This is a genomic window from Helicobacter bilis, assembly GCF_900198365.1.
Lineage (GTDB): Bacteria > Campylobacterota > Campylobacteria > Campylobacterales > Helicobacteraceae > Helicobacter_A > Helicobacter_A bilis_B.
In genome coordinates this window covers 13,064-35,993 of sequence record NZ_FZMS01000004.1, presented here as the reverse complement: position 1 = coordinate 35,993, position 22,930 = coordinate 13,064, and the positions used below count along the sequence as shown (strand labels likewise).

The window sequence follows — 22,930 nt, the reverse complement described above, 5'->3', positions numbered from 1 at the left end:
ACTTCGCATAGAATCTCCTTTTTTAAAGTCGTAAAAATTAATGAAATTATAGATTAAAAATCTTATTTTACAAATATTCTATATATTCATTAATTGTTTTTTTTTTTTGGATAGAGTTTGCATTAACATTCAAGGAGATGGTGTAATGCAGACACAAAAGATATTTGTCGTTGATACAAATTGCTTGCTTTTAAGCTGTAATCTTATCTTTGATATTTGTCGCAAAAATGATTTTAAAATTACACTTCCACAAATCGTAATTGATGAGCTTGATAGATAGATTGAAAGATAATAAAGGGCATAAAGAAAATAGAAATGCACATAAAGCAATACAAGCAATCAATAGCTATCAATGTGAAATCTACAAGAAACGCTTAAATGGTAGAAAGCCGGGCGTTACAAAAAAACACTCCAAACGCCCTAAATACCGATACTCTAAACACTAAGCAAAAAATCCTTTTTGCTTTTTGTGTATCCTTTTATGTATCCTTTTTTCATTACTACATAAAATTACAAGTAAAATAACACATATTCCAAAGATTTTAACCCTTTAAAATACCCTTACATTATAACTTAAAATCTAATCCTTTTTTATATGATTTTTATCTAGTGATTATATATTACATTTTCACTTTACAAAGTATTACAAACCAAGCAATACAAAATTACAAATTAATTAATACTTTGATACAAATTAAAATTACACACAATACAAAATAATTAAAGACTAGATACAAACTTAATAAAACATACAATACAAACATTACTAATAAACAAAAGATTAAAAGATACATTAAAAACATAAAAGAAAGGTAATAAAACATTAAAAACATGATTAGCGTATGATTAACTTGTATATATGTATCGTGCTTCCTAGCTTTGTTAGTTCCTCTCTCTTGCCCTGTAACTATGGGAGATATATTTGCAATCCCTAAAAGATCTCTTACCCAATAATCTGTTGCGACCTCTTTTTTGTTTTGCCATTGTATTCCTTTATGGTTATAAGAAGTATAACAAATTTTTCAGCCACCTATAATATCTTGTTGGCAATAAGAAACTTACATTTTACCTCGACAAACACTAGGTGTTAATCTTTATGCCTTTACTTTAGAATTAAATCAATGAGAATGCGATAGAATAGACTAGATGATTTGTAATTTTATATCTGATAGCTTTTCGATATTGCATAATATGACTATAAGTTTATTTACAGGGAATTTTAGATACAATACGCCTTTTTTATTTCCGCACAAAAGGTTTAACTATGAATAACGATGCTTTTTTACAGGCGATGCAGTCGCGTTTTGCTTGTAAGATTTTTGATAAGACAAAAAAGATTCCAAATGATGAGTTTCAAGCGATTTTAGAATCTGGTAGGCTTGCACCAAGTTCCTTTGGGCTAGAGCCTACACGCATGATACTTGTAGAATCTAATGAGATGAGAGAGAGAGTAAAAGAGGCTTGCTGGGGACAAAATCAAATCGTTGATGCGTCTTGTGTCATCATTTATACTTCATTAAAGGTTGATATGCTACCGCATACAAATTATATTATCAATAAATTTTCTCGCCGATTAAAGACACAAGAAGAAATCAAGCATTATGCAAATGAGCGTTATGGACAAAGAAAGCTAGAGACTTTGGGCTATACAGCAGATATTGAGAAGCTAGGGCTATGGAGTGGGCATCAAGCCTATATTATGGCGACTACGATGATGAATCATGCAGCATTTCTTGGGATTGATTCATGTATGATTGAGGGCTTTGATAAGAAGGCTTTAGAATCTGTTTTAGAAATGGATAGCTTTAAAGAGCAAGTAAGCCTGCTTTTATGTCTTGGGTATCGCAATATGCCACAAAGCAAACGACTTCGCATGTCTTTAGATGAGATTGTAAGAAGTATATAAGGGGAAGTTATGCAAACAAAATATGTGATAAAGAGAAATGGCTTGATGGAAGAGCTAGACATTACAAAGATTCAAAAGCATACTTCAAGTGCGGTAGAAGGGCTAAGCGGGACAAGTCAAAGTGAGCTTGAAGTTGATGCGAAATTGCAGTTTTATGATGGTATAACAACAGAGAGAATACAAGATACACTTATAAAAACTGCGGTGGATAAAATCGATGTGGCTAGTCCTAATTGGACCTTTGTAGCGGCTAGACTTTTTTTATATGATTTGTATCATCGTGTGAGTCATTTTACTGGATATAGGCATTTGCGTGAGTATTTTGAGGTTGGGGAGAGAGAGGGCAAACTCTTAAAGGGATTGAAAGAAAAGTTTGATTTAGACTTATTAGATTCTAAGATTGTAGCTGATAGAGATTTGCAGTTTAATTATCTAGGTATTAAGACGCTTTATGATAGATACTTGCTAAAAGATTCTAATGGAAAGCCAATTGAGTTACCTCAACACATGTTTATGGCAATAGCTATGTTTTTAGCACAGAATGAAAAGGATTGCAATGAATGGGCGATAAAATTTTATGATGCTTTATCGAACTTTGAGGTTATGTGTGCTACGCCGACACTCTCAAATGCAAGGACTACAAGACATCAATTAAGCTCATGCTATATTGGTAGCACGCCTGATAATATTGAGGGAATCTTTGATTCATACAAGGAGATGGCATTACTTAGTAAATATGGTGGTGGTATTGGCTGGGATTTTTCACAGGTAAGGACTATTGGCAGCTTCATTGATGGGCATAAGAATGCAGCAGGCGGGATTATCCCATTCTTAAAAATCACAAATGATATTGCTATTGCCGTAGATCAGCTTGGCACAAGAAAGGGGGCGATAGCAACTTATATTGAGATATGGCATAATGATGTAACAGAGTTTATCGAGCTGCGTAAAAATAGTGGTGAAGAGAGAAGAAGAACGCATGATTTATTCCCTGCTTTATGGATTTGCGATTTATTTATGGAGAGAGTGTTAGCAGATTCAAAGTGGAGTTTCTTTGATCCTTATACTTGCAGGGAGCTTACTAATCTTTATGGAGATGAGTTTAAAAAGCGATATGAAGAATTAGAAAAAATGCCTAATATGGTCGTATCAAGTATGCCTGCAAAAGATTTATGGAAAAAGATTCTAAATAGCTATTTTGAGACAGGACTCCCTTTTCTATGCTTTAAAGATAGTGCAAATAGGGCTAATCCAAACGCACATAGTGGCATTATCCGCAGCAGTAACCTTTGCACAGAGATTTTTCAAAATACAGAGCCAAGTCATTATAGGGTTGAGGTAGAGTTTGATGATGGAGAGAGAATCTATTTTGAAGAGAATGAAGAAGTAGTTGTAGATAGTGGTATAACAAAAAAGGCAAATAAGCTAACAAGTATAGATTCACTCAAAGGCAAAAAGATATTTAACACACAAAGGGTGCAGACAGGCGGACAAACTGCCGTGTGTAACCTTGCTAGTATCAATCTTAGCAAGATTCACACGCATGAAGATATTGAGCGGATTGTGCCTATTGCGGTTCGTATGCTTGATAATGTGATTGACTTAAACTTCTATCCAAGTCGCAAAGTGAAAGTAACAAATATGGCAAATCGTGCGATAGGTTTGGGCGTTATGGGGGAGGCTGAACTTCTTGCAAGTAAGCTTGTCTTATGGGGTAGTGAAGCACATTTTAGCCTTATTGATAGCATTATGGAGGCGATTAGCTACAATGCGATTAAAGCAAGTGCAATGCTATCAAAAGAAAGGGGGGCATATCCTACTTATGAAGGCTCAAATTGGAGTAAGGGCATTTTCCCTATTGATAAGGCAAACGAGAAGGCAAAAGCCATTGTAGAGAGAATCTTTCACTATGATTGGGAATCTTTAAGGGATTTAGTGAAGAGTGAGGGCATTAGAAATGGCTATTTAATGGCTATCGCACCTACAAGTTCTATTAGCATACTTGTAGGGACAACGCAAACTATTGAGCCTATTTATAAACAAATATGGCATGAAGAGAATCTAAGCGGAATGATAAAAAGCGTTGTGCCTAATCTCACACTAGAAACAATAAACTTCTATCCATCAGCCTATTCTATTAATCAACATGACCTTGTGCGTGCAGCAGCCGTGCGTCAAAAGTGGATAGACCAAGGGCAAAGCTTAAATATCTTTATACGACTTGATTCTGTAAGCGGTAAGCAGCTACATGAAATCTATATGCTTGCATGGAATTTGGGACTAAAATCTACTTATTACCTACGCTCTCAAAGCAAAGAAACCGATGATGTCGTTGATAGAAGCATGGAGTGCGTAAATTGTCAATAAAAAATGGCACAAAAGAACATGCAAAGAAACTCGCACTTTTTCATGCTTTAAGCAAAACGCCTATTAAGACAGGTAGCCCTATACAATCATTTTTAAATGAATGTAAAAATAAACTTATCTCTACAAAAGGTGAATATTATTTTCTACCAAAAGATGTAAAATTTATGGTAGTTACAAAACTAGAGAAAATCCCACATACAGACACTTCCTATAAACTCATGCTAACAGAAGCCTTTTTTAGCATATCTTATAAGAGACTTCAAGCCCAAAAAGATTCTACAAAAAGAAAAGATTCTATACGAACAACTCCTTATATCTATTATGTTACACTCACTTCAAAAAAGCCATTGCAAATACATGATTTACTGCTTATTAGAATAAAAAAAGATTCTAAAAAATATCAAGAGATTCCAAAAAATGATTATAGAAAAGTCATGCAGTTAGAATTACACTATAAACATGGGCTAAACATGATAATAAATAAGAATCTATATCATGCAAATAATCAACACACAAGCCACATAAAACAAGATTCTAAAAAACATAAAACAACAGAATCTAATGCAGCAACAAGACATATTTGCATGATTACAGAACGCAAAAAAAGAATAGTAGCACAAGCCCTTGATACTCGCATGATACTGCCTGTAAAAGCCACACAAAAGGCACTAAAAGCCCTGCCAAAATTTACACTCATAGCAGTCAATGAAAATAATGAAATAACAGAAGTTTTAGGGAATCTCACACAAGGCAGTTTAGATAGAGAAATAGCCCTTTATATCAACGACTACACACCAAAAGACTTTAGCAAAAAAGCCTTGAATGAAGCAGAAAATATGGCAAAAAGCTTTATGAATACAGAATCTATACCATTGCCTAAAAACCATATAAAAAAGCAACTAGATAATACATGTCGCTATGATTTGACACATTTGCCCTTTTGCACGATTGACCCTGTGAATGCAAAAGATCATGATGACGCGATTTATTATGATTCTAAACATAGCATTTTGTATGTAGCAATCGCTGATGTAAGCAGCTATGTCTCTCTAGATAGCACTTTAGATAAAGAAGCAAGGGATAGAGCTTTTAGTCTGTATTTTCCAAATAAAGTCTTTCCCATGTTGCCACCACAGCTTAGTTCTCAAGCTTGTTCCTTAAAGCAAGATGAAAAGAGACTAGCATTAGTTTGGGCTTTAAAACTACATAAAAGAAATGTAAAAGTCCTGCATTCTCAAATCTTTAAAGCAGTGATTTGCTCTCATGCTTCACTCAATTATAAGCAAGTCAGCCATTTTTTAGAATCTAGACTAGATTCTAAATCTTGCAAAAATATGGAATCTAGTGAAACAAAATTCGATTCTAAACCCAAGCATTCCGCACACACAAAGCAAAGCATAGAATCTAAACCCATAAATAATCAAGCCATTGAAGAGTCTCTACTTGCTTTTTCAAAAATTGCAGTTTTATTATACAAAAAGCGTATGCAAAATGGAATCGATCTAGCATTAAGGGATTTTTCCTTGCAAGTAGATGAGAATGAAAAACTAGATTCTATAACAATAGATTCTAAAGATATTTCTCACACTATTGTAGAAGAAGCAATGCTACTTGCAAATCAAGCAAGTGCAATGTATCTACACAGCATAAAACATGGAATCTATCGCAATCATGCAGAGCCAAATAAAAGGGACTTTTATAAGCTTTTAAACATTTTAGCAGATATGAATATACGCCCTAAAAGCATAGAATCTAAACGCAATAAAAAACACAATAGTATGCTAACTACCTTGCAAGCTTTACAAAAAGAGGCGATAAAACAGAATAAAAGGCATATCGCTGATTTTTGCATTGTAAGGCATTTTGCTAAAGCAAACTATATGAGTAATAGTATCGGGCATTTTGGATTAGGATTCCCATTTTATACGCATTTTACTTCGCCTATTCGCCGTTATAGTGATCTTTTAGTCCATCGCTTAATCACAGCACATTTACACAATAACACAAAAGCATTGCAATATATTATGCGTGAAGCAAAGACTATATTAGCCCATATCAACAAGAGAGAAGTGCAGTTTGATTCTATAGAATCTTATTATAAACGCTTAAAAATGCTTCGCTACGCACAAAGTTTAGTGCCTTTTAATGATGAAGCCCTAGTTTTTATGGTGAGAAAAAATGTCGCCTATGGTTTTCCTTTACATAAAGTTGGCTATTGTAGTGTTGAGATTGATTGTAAAGATTGCGTTATAAACACACATGAAGTTATACAGATTCAAATAATTGATGTCGATTTTAATACTTTAAGTCTCAAAGCAGAACCTATAACACAAAAAAATAATACATAAAGGGAATATATGAACGCAATATTTAGAATCTTAGGGAAAGGCATAATGGTTATTTTGCCATTTGCAGTTGTAGTGTGGCTACTTTTCTTTTTATTTGGGATTTTGGAGGGTATGTGGATTCTCATACTTGATATGGTGCATTTTATTGTTAAAAAGATAGCAAATGAGAATCTTGATACGACACTTCCTAGCATTGTTGTGAGTGTTGGCTTACTCTTAGTTATGTTTGCGATTATCCTTTATATCGGTTATAAGTTTGAGAAGCGTCAAAATGCCATTTTTGTGAAGCTTGGCGAGTGGGTGCTATCTAAGATTCCTGTTATGGGAAGTGTGTATTATACGATCAAAGATTTAGTCAGTATGATAGGTGGCAGCTCAAAAGATAAATATTTGGGCGTTGCTTATGTAACGATTGGTGAAGGGGATATTCTAGGATTTATCACAAAAGAAGAGGGAGAGTATTTTTGGGTATTTTGTCCGCTTGCACCACCTACTTCTGGGCTTTTATTAAGGATTCATAAAGATAAGCTGAAAAAGTCGTCAATGAGTGTGAGTGATGGTTTGAAAAAGGTCGTATCTTTTGGTATGAAATAGATTCCTAAATAGAGAATAATATGTCTATTAAAAAGAAAGATAAAAAAGAAAAGAGTGAAGAAAAAAGTGGTATCCCCCTATACACACCATTAAAGAATAGTCTTGAAAAAAGTGGTGTGGATAGTGCAACCGCAGGGCAGACTTCATGGCTTTTTGTCAGTCTTTTTATCGCTTTAATTATGAGTGGGCTATATATCTTTATTGTTTCTATTTTTAACTTAGACTTTCCAGAATCTTTAGCAAATAATCCATTTTTTGAAAATGGTTTTTTATTTGTCGCTGTGATTTTGCATTTTTGCATTGTCATGTTGCGTTTAAAATACTTGCTTGTCAATACGCTTTTTATTATTGCTGCTTATATTGTGCTTTATGTGGTGCATTTGCGTGATATTTACATGCTTTTATCGCTAGGTTTTGTGCTTTTCATTAGCTATTTATTGATACCGGTTTATTCATGGCGTATTAAAATGCTTGATGGTATTTTGTATTTTATTTATGCTATCACTGCATTGCTTTTGACTTATGGTTAGTTTAGAATCTAGCCTAAAACCTTACTCATTAATAACATGTAAATGATATCTAGGACTTTTGTAATCGATACTTTTTTGTTATAATCCTGCTTTTAGTCTTACAAAGGGGTTTTATGCAAAATACAAGCACAGAGGATAGAGAGAAGCTAGATTCTAAAATTTTAGAATCTACACAAGAAAATTTAGAATCCACAAACAACACAGAAACTTCATCGCAACAAAACAATCAAACACATAACACAGATTCTATAAACACAACACAAAAAGAAGCAAGCGAAGAAAAACAACAAGAAAAGATTCTAAGTGTCCTGCTTGGCGTTGGTTTAGCTCTTATTATAGGTGCGATTGTGTTTTGCTTTGCATATTTCTATTTACATGCAACATTGAGAGTTTCAACGCTTATAGGCATTATGGGCTTACTTGTAACACTTTGGACGAATAAGGCGTTACCTATGGGCGTTGTCTCACTGCTTCCTATCATTTTATTCCCAAGCTTTGGCATACTTGATACAAAAAGTGCCACTGCAAACTATGCTAACCCTATCATTTATCTCTTCTTAGGTGGCTTTATGATAGCAACTGCGACAGAGAAGATAGGGCTACACAGAGTAATAGCAAAATGGTTTTTAGCAAGATTCCCAAAAAATACAAAGGGCGTTATATCCGCCTTAGGTGTGGCTTCTGTGGCACTTGGGACTGCGTTATCAAACTCCACTGTTGCCCTATTATTACTCCCTGTTGCTATGTCTATCACAGATAATAAGATTTTACGCACAAGATTTTTACTAGCCGTAGCCTTTGGGGCAAGCATTAGCGGTATTACTACACCCATTGGAAGTCCGCCAAATCTCATTTATCTTGGCTTTTTAGAATCTCAAGGTTTAAGCGGCATTAGCTTTACAACTTGGATTTTTATGATGGCACCCCTTACATTTTTAATGCTATTTATGATGATAAAGATTCTATCCTATGGCGTGAGTGAAGAGTCCCTTAATCTTAGCTTATTTGATTCTATCCATATAAATGGCACACATAAAAGACTTTTAGTTTTCATTGCTGCTTTACTTGTGATATTGCTTTTAAACTCGCCTATACGACCATTTTATAGTGGGCTTGGCTTTAATGAAAATGTCATTTTACTTGCCTTTGGCTTAATGATGTTTATCCCAAAAATTGGCTTTTTAGATTGGGACGATACAAAATCTATACCTTATGAGATTATATTCTTATTTGGTGCTGGATTCTGTATTGCCACTGCATTTTCACAAGCAGAGCTTGGCGGGGCATTTACCTCATTTTTTGCGCGTTTTGATGGTTTGCCTTTCATTGCTTTTATCTTTTTTGCTTGTGTGTTTTCTATTATAGCGACTGGATTTTTATCAACTACGGCTTTAATCGCCATACTTTTGCCTATTATAGAAGTCGCCACACAGCCGTTTTTGAGTGATACTTCTCGCGTGTTGCTTATGCTTGTGGTAACTATTTGTGCGAGTTTTTCATTTATGATTCCTATTAGCACACCGCCTAATGCGATAGTCTTTGCACAAGGGGGAATTAAGGCATGGGATATGATACGCTTTGGCTTTTTATTAAGTCTTGTTGGCATTGTGTGTGTTACGCTATTTTCTGTGTGGTATTGGTGGAGCTTCCTTGAAGTAAAACCGCTTGGCTAAAACTAGATTCTAAATAAGGATAACTATGGAGCGTAAAAAAGCACCTAAAAACAAAACTCATGCTAAAAGAGATGCAAAAACTAAAACACAAAAAATACTCACAAAAAAGCCCATGCAAACAGAGCAAGGCGAAAAAGCTTATAAACTACTTGCCCTGCAACGCAATATATCTACAAATAAAGCAAAAGATTTAATTGATTCAGGTAGGGTAAGCATTAAAGGGAAAAGGTTGCTTATCGCAAGGACTTTACTGCCACTTAATACAAAGTTTGAGGTGCTTACCACACCTTGTGTCGTGATATTTGAAGATGATGATATACTAGCCCTTGATAAAAGTGTGGGGATTGAAAGCTATAGTTTGCTTAAAACCTATCCGCATTATAAGCTTATAAATCGCCTTGATAAAGACACAAGCGGGGTAATCCTGCTTGCAAAAAATGAAAAAATGCGACAAAAAGCAATCCAAGCTTTCAAACAAAAAGAAGTAGAAAAAATGTATTTTGCCTTAATTGAGGGCAAACTCTATGAAGAAGTAAATATTGAAAAAAAGATTAGCACACAAAAAGATTCTAAAGCAAAAAGCCATATTGATAACGAAGGCTTGGACGCACAAAGCATAGTTACACCCTTGCAAACCTTTACGCATACCACGCTTGTATCCGTGCAGATTCCAACAGGTAGAACCCATCAAATACGAATCCATCTAAAAAGCATTAAACACCCAATCATAGGCGATATTATCTATAATAAAACAAGCTTAATAAAAGCAAAGCGATTAATGCTGCATTGTCAAAAGACTTCACTTCTAGGCTATACATTTGAAAGCAAGCTGGATATACACGAAGCCTTTGGGGTGAGTGAGTCTTGATTTATCATTGCCTAGTTCATCATTATATTCAAGTATTATTTTAATGCTAAAAAGTATTTGAGAAATAAAAATTATACACTCAACAAAGGCGTATTATGAAATTAAATGAAGAGCAATACAAAGCATGTAATGCCCCCTTAGGGCATAATCTTGTGATAGCAAGTGCTGGGACAGGCAAAACCTCAACGATTGTAGGACGCATTGCAACCTTAATTGAGCGAGGCATTAAACCTCATGAGATTTTACTGCTTACTTTTACAAATAAGGCTTCACATGAGATGATTGAGCGAGTGGGGAAAATCTTTGATAAAACATTAGCAAATAAGATTGAAGCAGGGACATTTCATAGTGTCGCTTATCGCTATTTAAAAGAGCATAAAAAAATCACACTGAAACAACCACGAGAGCTAAAGATTCTATTTAAAAGCATTTATGATAGACGGCAGTTTAAGTTTGATAAAGCACCCTATTCCTATCAATATCTCTATGATTCATACTCGCTTTATAAAAACAGCACAATAGACCAAAGTTATGGGGAATGGCTAGGTAATAAAAATGCAGAACAGATGGATTTTATCGATATCTATGAAGATATTTTTGATGAGTTTCAGAATCTAAAGGCAGAATATGCCTATGCTGACTATAATGACTTATTGCTTTTATACAGAGAAGAGTTGGTGCGATTAAAAGAGAATGGCGAGATACCCTACATTGAAGTGTTATGTGATGAATATCAGGATACTAATCCCTTGCAAGATTCTATCATTCGTGCGATTTCGCCGCAAAGCCTTTTTTGCGTGGGAGATTATGACCAAAGCATTTATGCGTTTAATGGGGCAGATATTAGCATTATTACAAACTTTGTGGAGAATTATCCAAATGCAAATGTCTTTTCTTTGAGTAAAAATTATCGCTCAGGCAAACATATTTTAGACCTTGCAAATAAAGTCATCTCACATAATCCCAGAATCTATCCAAAAAGCCTTGAGGTGATAAAAAGCGGCGTAGCACACCTGCCCTCTGTGCTTGTGTATGAAGATATGTTTTCACAATATAGTGGTATTGCAAAGCGGATAAAAGAGATACATGAAAGAGAGGGGCTGCCCTATAATGATTTTGCTATTATTTATCGTAATAATGTCAGTGCCGATGGTCTGCAAGCAGCATTAAGAGCGCTTCATATTGGTAGCAAGAGAAAGGGGAGTGGGAGCTTTTTTGATTCTAAAGAGATTGAATTTTTACTATGTTTATGCAGTGTGCTTACAAATGAGCGGGATATGATGAGCTACATTCATATATTAAGCCATGCAAAAGGTATTGGGAATAGCATTGCAAAAGATATTTTTGAAGCCTTAATCATTCTAGGGCATGGGAATTGTAAAAAGGGTTTATTAACACCAGATAGAACAAAAGAGTGCTATCCAAAAAAGGCTATAAATAGCGGTTTGGGGCTATTTGATGACTTTTTTCGCCATGAGGAATGCTCTAGATTCAATAACCTTTTACACAAAGATTTTCACTCACACCCGCTTTTCTCACATCCTAAAATTGAACGAGAAGCAGCCTTGTTTTTTAATGATTTTTTTACTGCTTATAAGGAAAATAATGCTATTTTCACGCCAAGGTCTCTATTACAAAATCTAATAGAAACAGCACTTTATAAAAATTATACAGAATCTCTACTCAAAGATCGCTCAAAAACCAAAGATGGAAAGCAAGATGAAACACTCTATGAAGATTCTAAAAAAAGGCTATTATCGCGTCTTAATATCCTGTGTAATATCAGTGAAAACTACTCAAATATTCAGTCCTTTTTAAACGCAATGGTGCTTGGTGGCAGTGATATAAATGAGGAAGATGGGGTGAATCTTTTAAGCGTGCATGCGAGTAAAGGATTGGAGTTTTCATGTGTATTTGTAGTGGATTTAATGGATGGTAGATTCCCAAATCATAAGCTTGCAGCAAGGGGTGGGAGCATTGAAGAAGAAAGACGACTTTTTTATGTAGCTTTAACTAGGGCAAAAGAGTATCTCTATCTCTCTTATGCAAAGCAAGATAGCAAAACTTCATATAAGCCATCAGCTTTTTTATTTGAAGGGGGGTTATTAAACAAGCAAGATTTTGCATGAATGTAGTTACCATATTGTTACTTCGTCTAAAATAATTCTCACAATATTTTCATTTCTAAATTGATAAACAAAAAACACTTTTTAGATTCTGCATAACTTCCTTAGCTCTGTTAAGCTAGAATTTCATGTTTTTCGCCCACAAACCCCTGTCTCAAGTAATACTCTAGGGGTGACAGATTGCAAAAAAAAACTTGTTTTTAAATCCGAATCTTTATGTGTAAAATACCCTTAGTTTCTAAAATCTTGTCATATTGAGTGCGTAAGCACGAAATATCTTTGATTCTATATTAGATACTTCGCTCAAAGGCTCAGTATGACAATTTGTTATAGAAACTAAAATTCCATATTACATATATCAATATAGCTACCCCACAAACCCGCTGATAATATCTCCCATTTTTTCACAGCCTATCAGCTTTGAATCTTTATCCATCATATCGCCTGTGCGATAGCCTTCTCTCAAGGCAAGATTCACCGCATTCCGCACCGCTTGTGCCTCTTGCTTTAGCCCAAATGAAAGCTCTAACATCATCGCCACGGATAAAATCGTGCCGATGGGGTTTGCCTTGTCTGTCCCGGCAATATCCGGTGCGCTGCCGTGGATTGGCTCATATAGCCCTAAAGTGTCTTGAGAGAGTGAGGCAGAGGGGATTACGCCAATGGTGCCTGTGATGACACTTGCTTCATCGCTCAAAATATCCCCAAACATATTCTCCGTTAAAATCACATCAAACGCACTAGGGACACGGCAAATCTGCATTGCCGCATTATCCACATACATATGGCTTAGACTTACATCGGGATAGTCTTTTGCCACATTTTCCACCACTTCACGCCATAAACGAGATGAGCTTAACACATTTGCCTTATCCACGGACACAAGGTTTTTCTTGCGTTTTTGTGCGATTGCAAAGCCCACTCTTGCGATAGATTCAATTTGAGGTTGTGTATAGCTCATCTCATCAGTAGCGATTTTTTCGCCATTTCTCTCTTCACACAAATGCCTACCAAAATACGCTCCACCCACAAGCTCACGCACGATAACAAAATCAATGCCTTTTTGCAATATTTCGCTTTTTAGCGGACTAGCATTTTTTAGCTCCGGCAGAAGTGTGGCTGGGCGGATATTAGCAAATACACCTAGCTCTTTTCTAAGTCTTAAAAGGGCGGATTCTGGGCGGTTATGGCTTGGCTCTTTATCCCATTTTGGACCGCCAACCGCCCCTAGCAAAACGCTATCACTACTCTTACAAATATCCAAACTCTCCTTAGGCAAACACTCCCCACAAGCATCAATCGCACAGCCACCCGCTAAGACTTCCTTATACACAAACTCGTGCTTATACACTTTTGATATAGAATCTAACACCTTTAGGGCTTGTGTGATGACTTCTCTGCCGATACCATCGCCCTGTATTACTGCTATTTGTTTTTTCATTCTCTCTCCTTTTTATAAGATTCGCCCTTGTGCTAACATTCACATTCAGTCATTTGTATTATTTTTGTACAACCTAGATCTTTTTACATTAATGTGTAGGCAAAACATCTTTTACATGGAAGCCATGTTGGGCTTTCATAATTTAACATGTTTTTCCAAAGATACGCATAATTTGGAAGAATTTATGCATCGGATTTGTAGTTTCGCCCACTACACATTCGCTTCTGTGATGACAAAACTTTAGAATCTAATCCCAAAAACACACAAAGCATAGACGACAAACTACATTTTTTGCCTTGCGACAAACACAACAAGACTAAACTGAGAATTTAGCGTGTAACAACAGATATTTCATACTCATCAAGGTATTTCAATAAAACTGATGGATCAGCATCTATTTTTGCAATTAAGTCTGGCAAATCTGCGAGTTCTAGCATTGCCGCGCTTTTACGCTTTAGCGTAATAATCGCTTGTTGTTTCTTTGAGAGTGCTATATCGCCTAAGGCTGCCGCTGCCTTTGAGACTTGCTCTAGACTAGATTCTGAAACTCTTGCATTGGCAAGTCCTACTGGTACCATAGCTACGCCCATATTCACGGTTGCGTTATACTGCTCTTTTGTGAAATTTGGATCATCTTTTTTCAAAACACCAAACATTTTATTTGCAAACTGGATACCCTTTACATCTAAAACAATCTCTCTAATATCAACCTTAAAATCTTTCAACTTTTGCTGCATATTAGAATCATCAGTATCCTCTAGCATTTGCTCTAAATCATCAAACACTTTGTCTATATCCTTGTTTAAGAATCTATGTGATTCCATAGAGCCAACACCCTTAGTTTTTAAAACATAGGTTGGTGCGATAATCTCGCAATTTATCTGCCCCTTATATGTTTTACCTTGCAAGCTGCTAGGCGAAGAACAAACCACTCTCTTTGGTATAAACTCAAGCATTTCTCTATCCACTCTAGGATCTGACACCTGCACATCAAAGGATATTGCCTGATTAAAATTCTTATTGTCTATCATGTAATCAAGCTTTACATTGCGAAAGCTAATCCCATCTTCTATATCTATTTTCTTAGTAACACAACTCGCTTTCACATCATTACCTTGACAATCATAGGTAAAATTTGACACACCTTTACCTAAACCTATCATCACTTTTTCCACAGAATCTTTTGCACTTATCTTTGCATGTAGTGGTGAAACAAGGCACAAAGCCATAAGCACACCACATGTTCCATTTTTAAAATTTAACATTTAAACTCCTAAAAAAATAATTTTTGCATTATACTGAAAAATTATGTAATTAATAAAGTATCCATGTGTTTTATCGTATGTTTTACTATTTACACAGAATTGATATACAATAACACATAATGTGATGAATGGATATAAACCCAATCACACAACAAAAGTAAAAAAACAATAAATCAATTTAGCAGATAAATACATGAATACGCAAGAAATTAAAGAGTTAAGCAAAGATAAACAAGAAGTGATTTATGCTTAAGGGAAATAAAATCAGGAATAATGACAATTGGATATTGATTTCAATTTATAGCAAGATTTTGCGTTGAAATCCATAAGCTAGATTTTAGAAAATATCTGTTTCTAGAACCTAAGAGATTAATCTATTTAGAATCTTTAATGCTATTTTACATTATAAAATTTCTAAGTTTCATTTATTTTTCATGTATATCATATCAGTAAGCATAGCAACGCCATCTTGGTTTATATCATTAGTTAATCTTGTAAGATGTGTATTTGTTAGGGATTTACCACTAGGGTATTTTCCGCTAACAAGTTTGCCATTTTATGCATTGGTTTGCCAGATAAGTTTTTTCTTTGTCATAAAATTTTACAATGCCGTTTATCTTGTCATTTGTATATTGGATTTCTGCGGATATATCTCCGCATGGTCAATAGAATATTGCCGTGCTTTCTCGTTTATTATTTTCAATTGGCATTTCAAATCGAAGATTCCCGCTTTTATTATATAGCTTATAAATACTTTCTAATTTTGCATTTTTAAATAGCATTTTGGACTTTAATCCCACTTCAATAATGGTTTTTTCCTGTACCATATATCGCTCCGTTTTTATATGGTGTTTCAATGTAAAGATTTTCATCTTCATAGTAATTCCTTCTCGACATAACCTATTCTTGTATCCTCTTTGCTTTATGTTCCTTTAATGATTTGCATGTAAGAGTGAAAAAGAAACAACACTGCACAAAATCATTGATAAAATCGAATTTTCACTCATAGCGTTTTAAATCTCATATCGATTCTATTTCTATTCCGCATTCTTTGCCTAATTACTCCAATATCAATATCTAAAAATAATATTAAGCCATCAAATCTTATATCCCCCCCCCCCCCTTTTTTTTACTGCAATTCTAAAGGTGGTATTTTTACTTAAAACACCTACAATGCTCACTTGCGATCACATTTTTACTTGTAGATTCTAATATTTACTGACAACTTTTTTCTTAGCTTATCTTTGCTTGTTTGTCGATATTTTTCAATGTTTATTGATTGGATTTTACCAATCTCACATAATGTATGAGAGTCTCCAATAATCCTACAATGCGGCAATAAATCTTTCAGTTTTTCCAAAAAGTGTGCTTTTACCAGAGCAATTTATGCCAACAATGCAAATTTTAATATTTTTTATAATGACACACTCCTATCAATTTGTCTAGAGGTTGTCTTAGTGTTTGTATATTTTGCATAATGCTTGATAGTGGATTATCATATTTCCCATACTCCTATATCTTCAATAAAACACATACAAGGATACACTTTTTACAAAACTTAAACACAAAAACACCCAATCACAAATACAAACACACACCAACACCCGCAAAGCCTTATTTAAGGAATTTTTAACAAGTTATTTAAAGTTACCTATATGTTAAATTCTTTTTTACTTCCATACACATTTTTTTGTCTGTGCCTTATGTGTATTTTTTTATGTATTCTAAAAAAGGATACACAAAAACATTGCTCATATTAAAGCAGGTTTTATGTGCTTAAAAGGCATATAAAACTACACAATAAAGATTATAAATCTATTAAGTAAAGAATGCAAAAACTAAAGTATTTTTGTTTACATTGTTTTAACTTGGATTAAAGCATCAATAATCTTGTAATGCTTTAAAGATAATTTTGTTTCAAGTGTTATGTTGGCTTTTGTTTTACAAAACAAAGTTTCCTATGTGTGCTAAAGTGGATACTATAGCTTTGTATCAAGGAATTTAAATTCTTTAATCAGAACTTATCTTGTTGGTGGTTGCACTATCGTTTATCTTCAGTTGTATTTCTTGGTTGAGTAAGCTTTTTTGTGCTATATAGAATATGTTTTTTTAACGCGATAAAATCATAGTCACTAATACCTTTTCGACATATAAAAACAAAGGCATATCCCCTGTATTTTGTGCCATATTCCTGCATAACCGCCTTAATCCTGCGTCTAATGAGATTTCTTTTGCATGCTTTTGCCACTTTTTTATTAATGCTAAAACCTAAAAGCATTTTAGATTCTATAAAACGATTGTATTGTTTTTTTTTGCGTAAATGAAATATAAAATCACGCAAAGGCATAGCATAAATTGCCATGAAATCCCTATTAAAACGCAAACCATTTTTAAACACTATATCAAACTCATAGGAATTTTTTAGCGTGTCTATTTTCTTATGTTTTGTATTTGTAGATTGCTGCATGAATATCGCTTAATATTATAGATGTGAATCTTGCTTATTAAACACCCAATGATAAAAATAAACCGGGATTTCTTTATCTTGTGTCGCATTTTTAGCATTAATTTTGAATCTAGCTTGATAATACCCTTGCATAGGTAATGAAAAAGTTTTAGTGGAATATGTATTTTCCTCACTCTTTTCCATAGGAATGGTAAGCACACTCACTTCCTTTTCACCTTGGTCAAGTCTTACAAACTCTAATCCGACAGATTCTATAGGCATATCTTGTATATTATTGCTATCTTTTTTCTTTTCAACATATATTGTGATTACATTATCTTTACTTTGCAATAAACCCTCTTTTTCTGGTGTGTCTCGTGGAACAGGGGTTACATAATAGGGATTTTTCATAATCACTGCATTCATGCGATCTCCAATGGTGCTAATACGCACATTATAAAGACTTTCAAAGGCATTTTGTTGTTGCATAATAGCATTAATTTTTTCATCTAGCTCTATGCGTTTTAGGTTAAAAGTGCGATCTGTATCAATGCTTTGCTTACTTGAAATCCTAATGCTTATCACAATGAGAACAATGCCCAATGCGATAACAAGCAATATCCCAAGTGGCCATAATGTGCGTTTTTTTTCTGTCATCTTTATCCTTTTTTCTTAAATGCAAGCAGCCCAAAACGCACAAGTATAAACAAGCCAATGAGAATAAGCAACATGGCGTATATGACAACTTTCGTTGCATCGCTTTGGTTTTCCATAGGTTTTGGTGCGTTAAGCTCGAAATTATAATGCTTTGCAATTTTATGTGTTAATGCAAGATATAGATTTGATACCCCTTCATTTACCCCATCATTATATCGCAATGTCCCAACGGAATCAGCGGGTAAATAAGGATAGGCATAGTCTTCTAGCAACTCTGCTGCATGAGTATCATTTAAAAAAGGCAAATTGCTTTTTAGCGTTATGGCATGGTCATTATAGAAAAGAAATATAATAGCATAATTACCCTGCATTTGTTCTGTAATGTGAGTCTCACAGGATCTTCTGTTTTGAAATTTTGCATTTATATCTGTCTGTGTATCATTTTGCGGCGTATTTTTAACAACATGTAAAAAGACTTTTACACCCGTTTTTTCATATATAATACTAGAGAGTTCTTGCACGATCGTAGGTGCATTTTGCGAGAGTATATCAATATCCCCTTGCAAATATGCACTAGCACCTTGTGCCAATTTTTCATTAGTTTTAGAATCTTTGCTAGATTTATCTAGCAGAGTAGATTCTGTATCTGCAATGCTAGATTGCTTACTACCATTTGCAAACATAAACGTTTGCAGTATGGCTAAATGAATAATATATATTAAAATATATGCTTTATTCAAACTGCAACTCACTTCTTGCTTCATACTGCATGCAAAAATTCATAAGGCATAAGCGTAAGCACAATGGTAAGTAAGCCAAATCCAACAAGCACAAGTGCTACAAATTTTTCAAGTCCTGTAAATTTCATCATAAACTCCTTCCTATTCCTTGCTTTCTACAATTTTAAACGCATCACGATTTGCAGTGTCATTCTTTTTTAGATTATGTGAATCAATGCTATAAAATGTCGTAGCACTTGATTGCTGAATCTTTACAGCATTATAACCGCCAATCGCTGCTGCAGCCACTACAAGCAACACGGCAAGTAAAAAGCCAACCAAACTATTTAGAATATTTATAATCGCTTGCATACACTCTCCTTAGATTACTGAATCTTTTGCTTTGCTGCGATGAATGACTGCAAAGCTTCTACTTCTTTTTGACTTAGATTAAGATATTCAAAAGATGGCATAAGTCCTATTTCGCCTTTTTTGCCATGCTTCAAAACATTTGCTAAAAACCCAGTTTTTCCATAGGTTTGAAGTGATGGACCCATATCTTCTACACCCTCGCCATTAGCACCATGACATTGAAAACATGTGCCATTTTCTTCACTATGATAGATTTCATTTCCAGCTTTTACTAGCTCTTCATCATATTTCATAGAAGTGTCTTTAACGATTTCACTCATTACATAGTGAGCAACTGCTTGAATATCTTTTTCTTCACTTAAAAGACCCGGAGGCATACCACCAAACTCTTCGCCATTCTCTTTTGTAAGCCCTGTGCTACCATTGCGGATAGTATCCATAATGCCATCGATCTTACCCCAATGGGTAAGATTCTGTGCTTTACCATCATTGCCTTCAGCTGTTAAACCATGACATTGTGCGCATTGCACAAGGAAGATTTGCTCACCCATTTCACGCAATTTATCTGAATCTAGATTTGCATGCACGGTTTCAAACTTTTGATTATAGGCATGAGATTCCTGATTGTATTCACCAATTTGTGAGTAAGCGTTCAAAGGATAGCCAAAAAGGATATACCAAACAGCCCATATCATAAGTCCCAAAAGGGATAAAAGCCAACCTGTTGGGATATTATTATTAAACTCTTTAATACCATCCCATGAATGCTCCGTAAGCTCTCCACCTACACTCTCTGTCTTCATCTTTTGAATGTAAAACCACGCTATTGCAATGGTTAGTAAAAGAATCACCACAGCACCAATAAAGCCAAGTAAATTGACATGATCGCTTAACCAACCCATTATTATCTCCTTTCTGCTGTCTTGTTGTTTTTGTCATCACAAGATTCTATTAACGCATCGTCTAAAGAATCTTGAAGTGCAAGTTTGCCATACTTTTCATAATCTATTTTTCCAGTCGCTTGAGAGCGATAAAGATGATAAATGTAAGCATATAGCCAAACTGCTAGAAAAATAGTAGAGAGCAAATAAGCCCCCTTTAAACTCAATAAATCAAAACCATATATTACAAGACTCATACAAATCTCCTTTTAGATTCCAATCTATTTAACAATTCTACTTGAACCTAAACTATTAAGATAGGCAATGAGTGCGACAATCTCAGTAATCTTACCATTGCCATCATCAAACATTTGAGCGGTTTGACTATGCTTCATCTCTTCTACAATCTGTGCTGCATCAGTCTTAAATTGCTCTTTTGCCTCTTCTATAGTCCCAAGCTTAACGCTAGTCTTTAAGCCCTCAACATCATAAGGCACATTAAAGACTTTCTTTTGAGTTAATGCTTCTGCATACGCAGTGTCAAAATCTATTTCCTTATCATACAAATGTTTATAAGCTGGCATAATGGACTTAGGCACAACAGAGTTTGGATCATACATGTGATTAGCATGCCAGTCGCTACTGCTTCTATCGCCAATCCTATGCAAATCAGGTCCAGTTCTCTTAGAACCCCACAAGAATGGTCTATCATAAGCATACTCACCACTAAGGCTATACATACCATAGCGCATTACTTCGCTTTTAAACTCACGGATAAGCTGTGAATGGCAGTTGTAGCAACCCTCTTTAATATATACTTGTCTCCCAGCAGTCTCAAGCACTGTTAGCGGACGCAAACCCTCTATAGGTTGCGAAGACTTTCTAAAGTCAGGGATAATCTGCACCAACCCAGCCACAGAAAACACAACAACAAATGCGATTGTGAAAAAGAAAGGATTTTTCTCTAACCAAGCAAACATAAAGCCTCCTTAAGATGCCATAGGTGAAGCATACTCAGGCTCTTTATTAAGAGTTCTAGCAGCCACCATAGTCATTACAACATTATAGATAAACATTACAAAGCCAACAAGATATAGCAATCCACCAATACCTCTCATAATAAAGTATGGTTTTAATACCGCAACAGTATCAATGAAAGAGTATTTAAGCTGACCTAAAGGTGTAATATCTCTCCACATCATACCTTGCACTATACCTGCAATCCACATGCTTGAGAAATAGAATACAATACCTATTGTCATAATCCAAAATTGTGCTTCAATAATCTTTTTAGAATAGATTTCTCTACCATAAAGACGAGGCAACATGTGATACACACTAGCAATAATAGTGAAAGCAACCCAGCCAAGTGCTGCATCATGCACATGTCCAATAATCCAATCAGTAAAGTGTGCTAAAGCATTAACTGATTTAATAGACTGAATCGGACCCTCAAGTGTCGCAAGCATATACCAAGTAGATGCTAGAATCAAGAATTTGATTAATGGTGACTCTTTAAGCTGATGCCACTGCCCTCTCATGGTTAAAAGCATATTTACAGCAGTTCCCCAAGAAGGTAAAATAAGCACAACAGAGAATACAGACCCAAGAGTTTGCACCCAATCTGGCACGGTTGAGTAAATAACATGGTGTCCGCCAGCCCAAATATATACAAACATTAAACTCCAGAATGAAAATAATGTTAATTTATATGAGAATACAGGCTGTCCAGATTCCTTTGGTAAGAAATAATAAATCAAACCAATAATACCAGAAGTGAAAACAAATGCAACCGCATTATGCCCCCACCACCACTGAATCAGTGCATCATTTGTCCCCGCATACATAGATATACTATGCCAAAAGCTACCATAACCTGTAACTAATTGTGTAGGAACAGAAAGGTTATTAAAGATATAAAGCACAGAAATAGCAGTAAAAGTAGCAATGAAATACCACAAAGAGATATAGATAACTTTCTCTCTTCTAACTGCCATAGACCCAAACATACTCATGCCCCATAGCACCCAAGTAACTACAACCAAAAGATCCACAATCCATGGAAGCTCTGCATACTCTTTTGATTGAGTAATCCCAGAAAACAATGTATAAAGTGCTAGCACAAGCACCACAAGATACATGAAAAAGTGCAACATACCAACAAGTTTTAAAAACGGATGGTCATGATATGTGATTTTAAGCACCCTTTGCCCTAAATAATACCAGCCAGCCCAAATACCACTCAATGAAAAACCATAAATAATCACATTTGTGTGTAATGGTCGCAATCTACCAAAAATAGAATATTCCCCAGCGATATAGTTTAAATCTGGAACTGCCAACTGAAATGCCAAAACCACACCTATCAACATACCTAGAAAGCCCGTTGCTATACAAACAAGCAAAAAAAGCTTCGCAAGTGAGTAGTCATACTGCTTTATGCCCTCTTGCATACAAGTCTCCTTCTTCCAAAATTTTGAGTCACATGAACACGAGTGTAATTTTAGTATTCATTTTATTAGTAATAGCTTAAATACGGCAAATGGTTAATAAAAAATTAACGACTTTTAACATGGCGATAACCTAAACACAATATTACAAGATAACATGGTGTTACTTATTGCAATAAAGTTACTTGCTTTACACCACATGCTAATGCAGCTAGAATCTATCATCTAAAACACAAAAAGGTAATCCTAAAATCACGCACATAATAATTGATGAAACCAAATGTATC

At 34.9% G+C, this 22,930-nt stretch carries 20 protein-coding genes; 9 read left to right on the top strand and 11 right to left on the bottom strand.

The features are described from left to right. Positions 1 to 145: 145 nt before the first annotated feature. From C6H08_RS11650 to C6H08_RS00720, 9 genes are all read left to right on the top strand, one after another. On the top strand, positions 146 to 280 hold the full coding sequence (locus C6H08_RS11650; RefSeq protein WP_233708405.1) for a PIN domain-containing protein: 135 nt from the start codon (positions 146 to 148) through the stop codon (positions 278 to 280). Between the two features lie 984 nt (positions 281 to 1,264). Beyond that, positions 1,265 to 1,906, top strand: coding sequence for an NAD(P)H-dependent oxidoreductase (locus C6H08_RS00755; RefSeq protein WP_034563526.1), 642 nt, complete (start codon positions 1,265 to 1,267; stop codon positions 1,904 to 1,906). 9 nt (positions 1,907 to 1,915) lie between these two features. Next, positions 1,916 to 4,273, top strand: coding sequence for a ribonucleoside-diphosphate reductase subunit alpha (locus tag C6H08_RS00750; protein WP_034563529.1), 2,358 nt, complete (start codon positions 1,916 to 1,918; stop codon positions 4,271 to 4,273). Further along, complete coding sequence (locus tag C6H08_RS00745) at positions 4,255 to 6,621, top strand: RNB domain-containing ribonuclease (protein ID WP_138154592.1); 2,367 nt, start codon at positions 4,255 to 4,257, stop codon at positions 6,619 to 6,621. Before C6H08_RS00750 ends, C6H08_RS00745 begins: the two co-directional genes overlap by 19 nt. A gap of 9 nt (positions 6,622 to 6,630) precedes the next feature. After that, positions 6,631 to 7,215, top strand: coding sequence for a DUF502 domain-containing protein (locus C6H08_RS00740; protein ID WP_034563534.1), 585 nt, complete (start codon positions 6,631 to 6,633; stop codon positions 7,213 to 7,215). A 20-nt stretch (positions 7,216 to 7,235) separates the two neighbouring features. Continuing rightward, a complete protein-coding gene (locus tag C6H08_RS00735) occupies positions 7,236 to 7,745 on the top strand; it encodes a hypothetical protein (RefSeq protein ID WP_034580184.1) in 510 nt (169 codons plus the stop codon). Positions 7,746 to 7,858: 113 nt separating this feature from the next. After that, entirely contained in the window at positions 7,859 to 9,418 is a 1,560-nt protein-coding gene (locus C6H08_RS00730; protein ID WP_052100037.1) for an SLC13 family permease, read from the top strand. A 112-nt stretch (positions 9,419 to 9,530) separates the two neighbouring features. Beyond that, positions 9,531 to 10,286 carry an RluA family pseudouridine synthase gene (locus tag C6H08_RS00725; RefSeq protein ID WP_034564666.1) on the top strand — a complete coding sequence of 252 codons (756 nt, stop codon included), beginning with the start codon at positions 9,531 to 9,533 and terminating at the stop codon, positions 10,284 to 10,286. A gap of 95 nt (positions 10,287 to 10,381) precedes the next feature. Then, entirely contained in the window at positions 10,382 to 12,415 is a 2,034-nt protein-coding gene (locus C6H08_RS00720) for an ATP-dependent helicase (RefSeq protein ID WP_034563538.1), read from the top strand. A 364-nt stretch (positions 12,416 to 12,779) separates the two neighbouring features. Here C6H08_RS00720 and leuB read toward each other — a convergent pair whose 3' ends face one another. The 11 genes from leuB to ccoN form a co-directional block, all read right to left on the bottom strand. Next, a complete protein-coding gene (gene leuB, locus C6H08_RS00715; RefSeq protein WP_104686065.1) occupies positions 12,780 to 13,853 on the bottom strand; it encodes a 3-isopropylmalate dehydrogenase in 1,074 nt (357 codons plus the stop codon). Positions 13,854 to 14,182: 329 nt separating this feature from the next. Then, a complete protein-coding gene (locus C6H08_RS00710; protein WP_034580185.1) occupies positions 14,183 to 15,118 on the bottom strand; it encodes a hypothetical protein in 936 nt (311 codons plus the stop codon). A gap of 662 nt (positions 15,119 to 15,780) precedes the next feature. Further along, on the bottom strand, positions 15,781 to 15,945 hold the full coding sequence (locus tag C6H08_RS11645; protein WP_233708404.1) for a toxin-antitoxin system YwqK family antitoxin: 165 nt from the start codon (positions 15,943 to 15,945) through the stop codon (positions 15,781 to 15,783). Between the two features lie 1,214 nt (positions 15,946 to 17,159). Further along, on the bottom strand, positions 17,160 to 17,585 hold the full coding sequence (gene rnpA, locus C6H08_RS00700) for a ribonuclease P protein component (RefSeq protein WP_034580186.1): 426 nt from the start codon (positions 17,583 to 17,585) through the stop codon (positions 17,160 to 17,162). 15 nt (positions 17,586 to 17,600) lie between these two features. Further along, positions 17,601 to 18,221, bottom strand: a complete 621-nt coding sequence (locus tag C6H08_RS00695) for a hypothetical protein (protein ID WP_034580187.1) — start codon at positions 18,219 to 18,221, stop codon at positions 17,601 to 17,603. 2 nt (positions 18,222 to 18,223) lie between these two features. Continuing rightward, entirely contained in the window at positions 18,224 to 18,904 is a 681-nt protein-coding gene (locus tag C6H08_RS00690) for a hypothetical protein (RefSeq protein WP_233708403.1), read from the bottom strand. Positions 18,905 to 19,102: 198 nt separating this feature from the next. Further along, on the bottom strand, positions 19,103 to 19,312 hold the full coding sequence (locus tag C6H08_RS00685; protein WP_004088124.1) for a DUF4006 family protein: 210 nt from the start codon (positions 19,310 to 19,312) through the stop codon (positions 19,103 to 19,105). 14 nt (positions 19,313 to 19,326) lie between these two features. After that, positions 19,327 to 20,214 (bottom strand): cytochrome-c oxidase, cbb3-type subunit III, encoded by an 888-nt coding sequence (gene ccoP / locus C6H08_RS00680; protein ID WP_034563555.1) that lies wholly within the window; start codon positions 20,212 to 20,214, stop codon positions 19,327 to 19,329. 2 nt (positions 20,215 to 20,216) lie between these two features. Next, entirely contained in the window at positions 20,217 to 20,450 is a 234-nt protein-coding gene (locus tag C6H08_RS00675) for a cytochrome c oxidase, cbb3-type, CcoQ subunit (protein ID WP_005219054.1), read from the bottom strand. Positions 20,451 to 20,474: 24 nt separating this feature from the next. Then, on the bottom strand, positions 20,475 to 21,173 hold the full coding sequence (gene ccoO / locus C6H08_RS00670) for a cytochrome-c oxidase, cbb3-type subunit II (protein ID WP_005219052.1): 699 nt from the start codon (positions 21,171 to 21,173) through the stop codon (positions 20,475 to 20,477). A 9-nt stretch (positions 21,174 to 21,182) separates the two neighbouring features. After that, positions 21,183 to 22,646 (bottom strand): cytochrome-c oxidase, cbb3-type subunit I, encoded by a 1,464-nt coding sequence (ccoN, locus tag C6H08_RS00665; RefSeq protein ID WP_034563558.1) that lies wholly within the window; start codon positions 22,644 to 22,646, stop codon positions 21,183 to 21,185. Between the last annotated feature and the right edge of the window lie 284 nt (positions 22,647 to 22,930).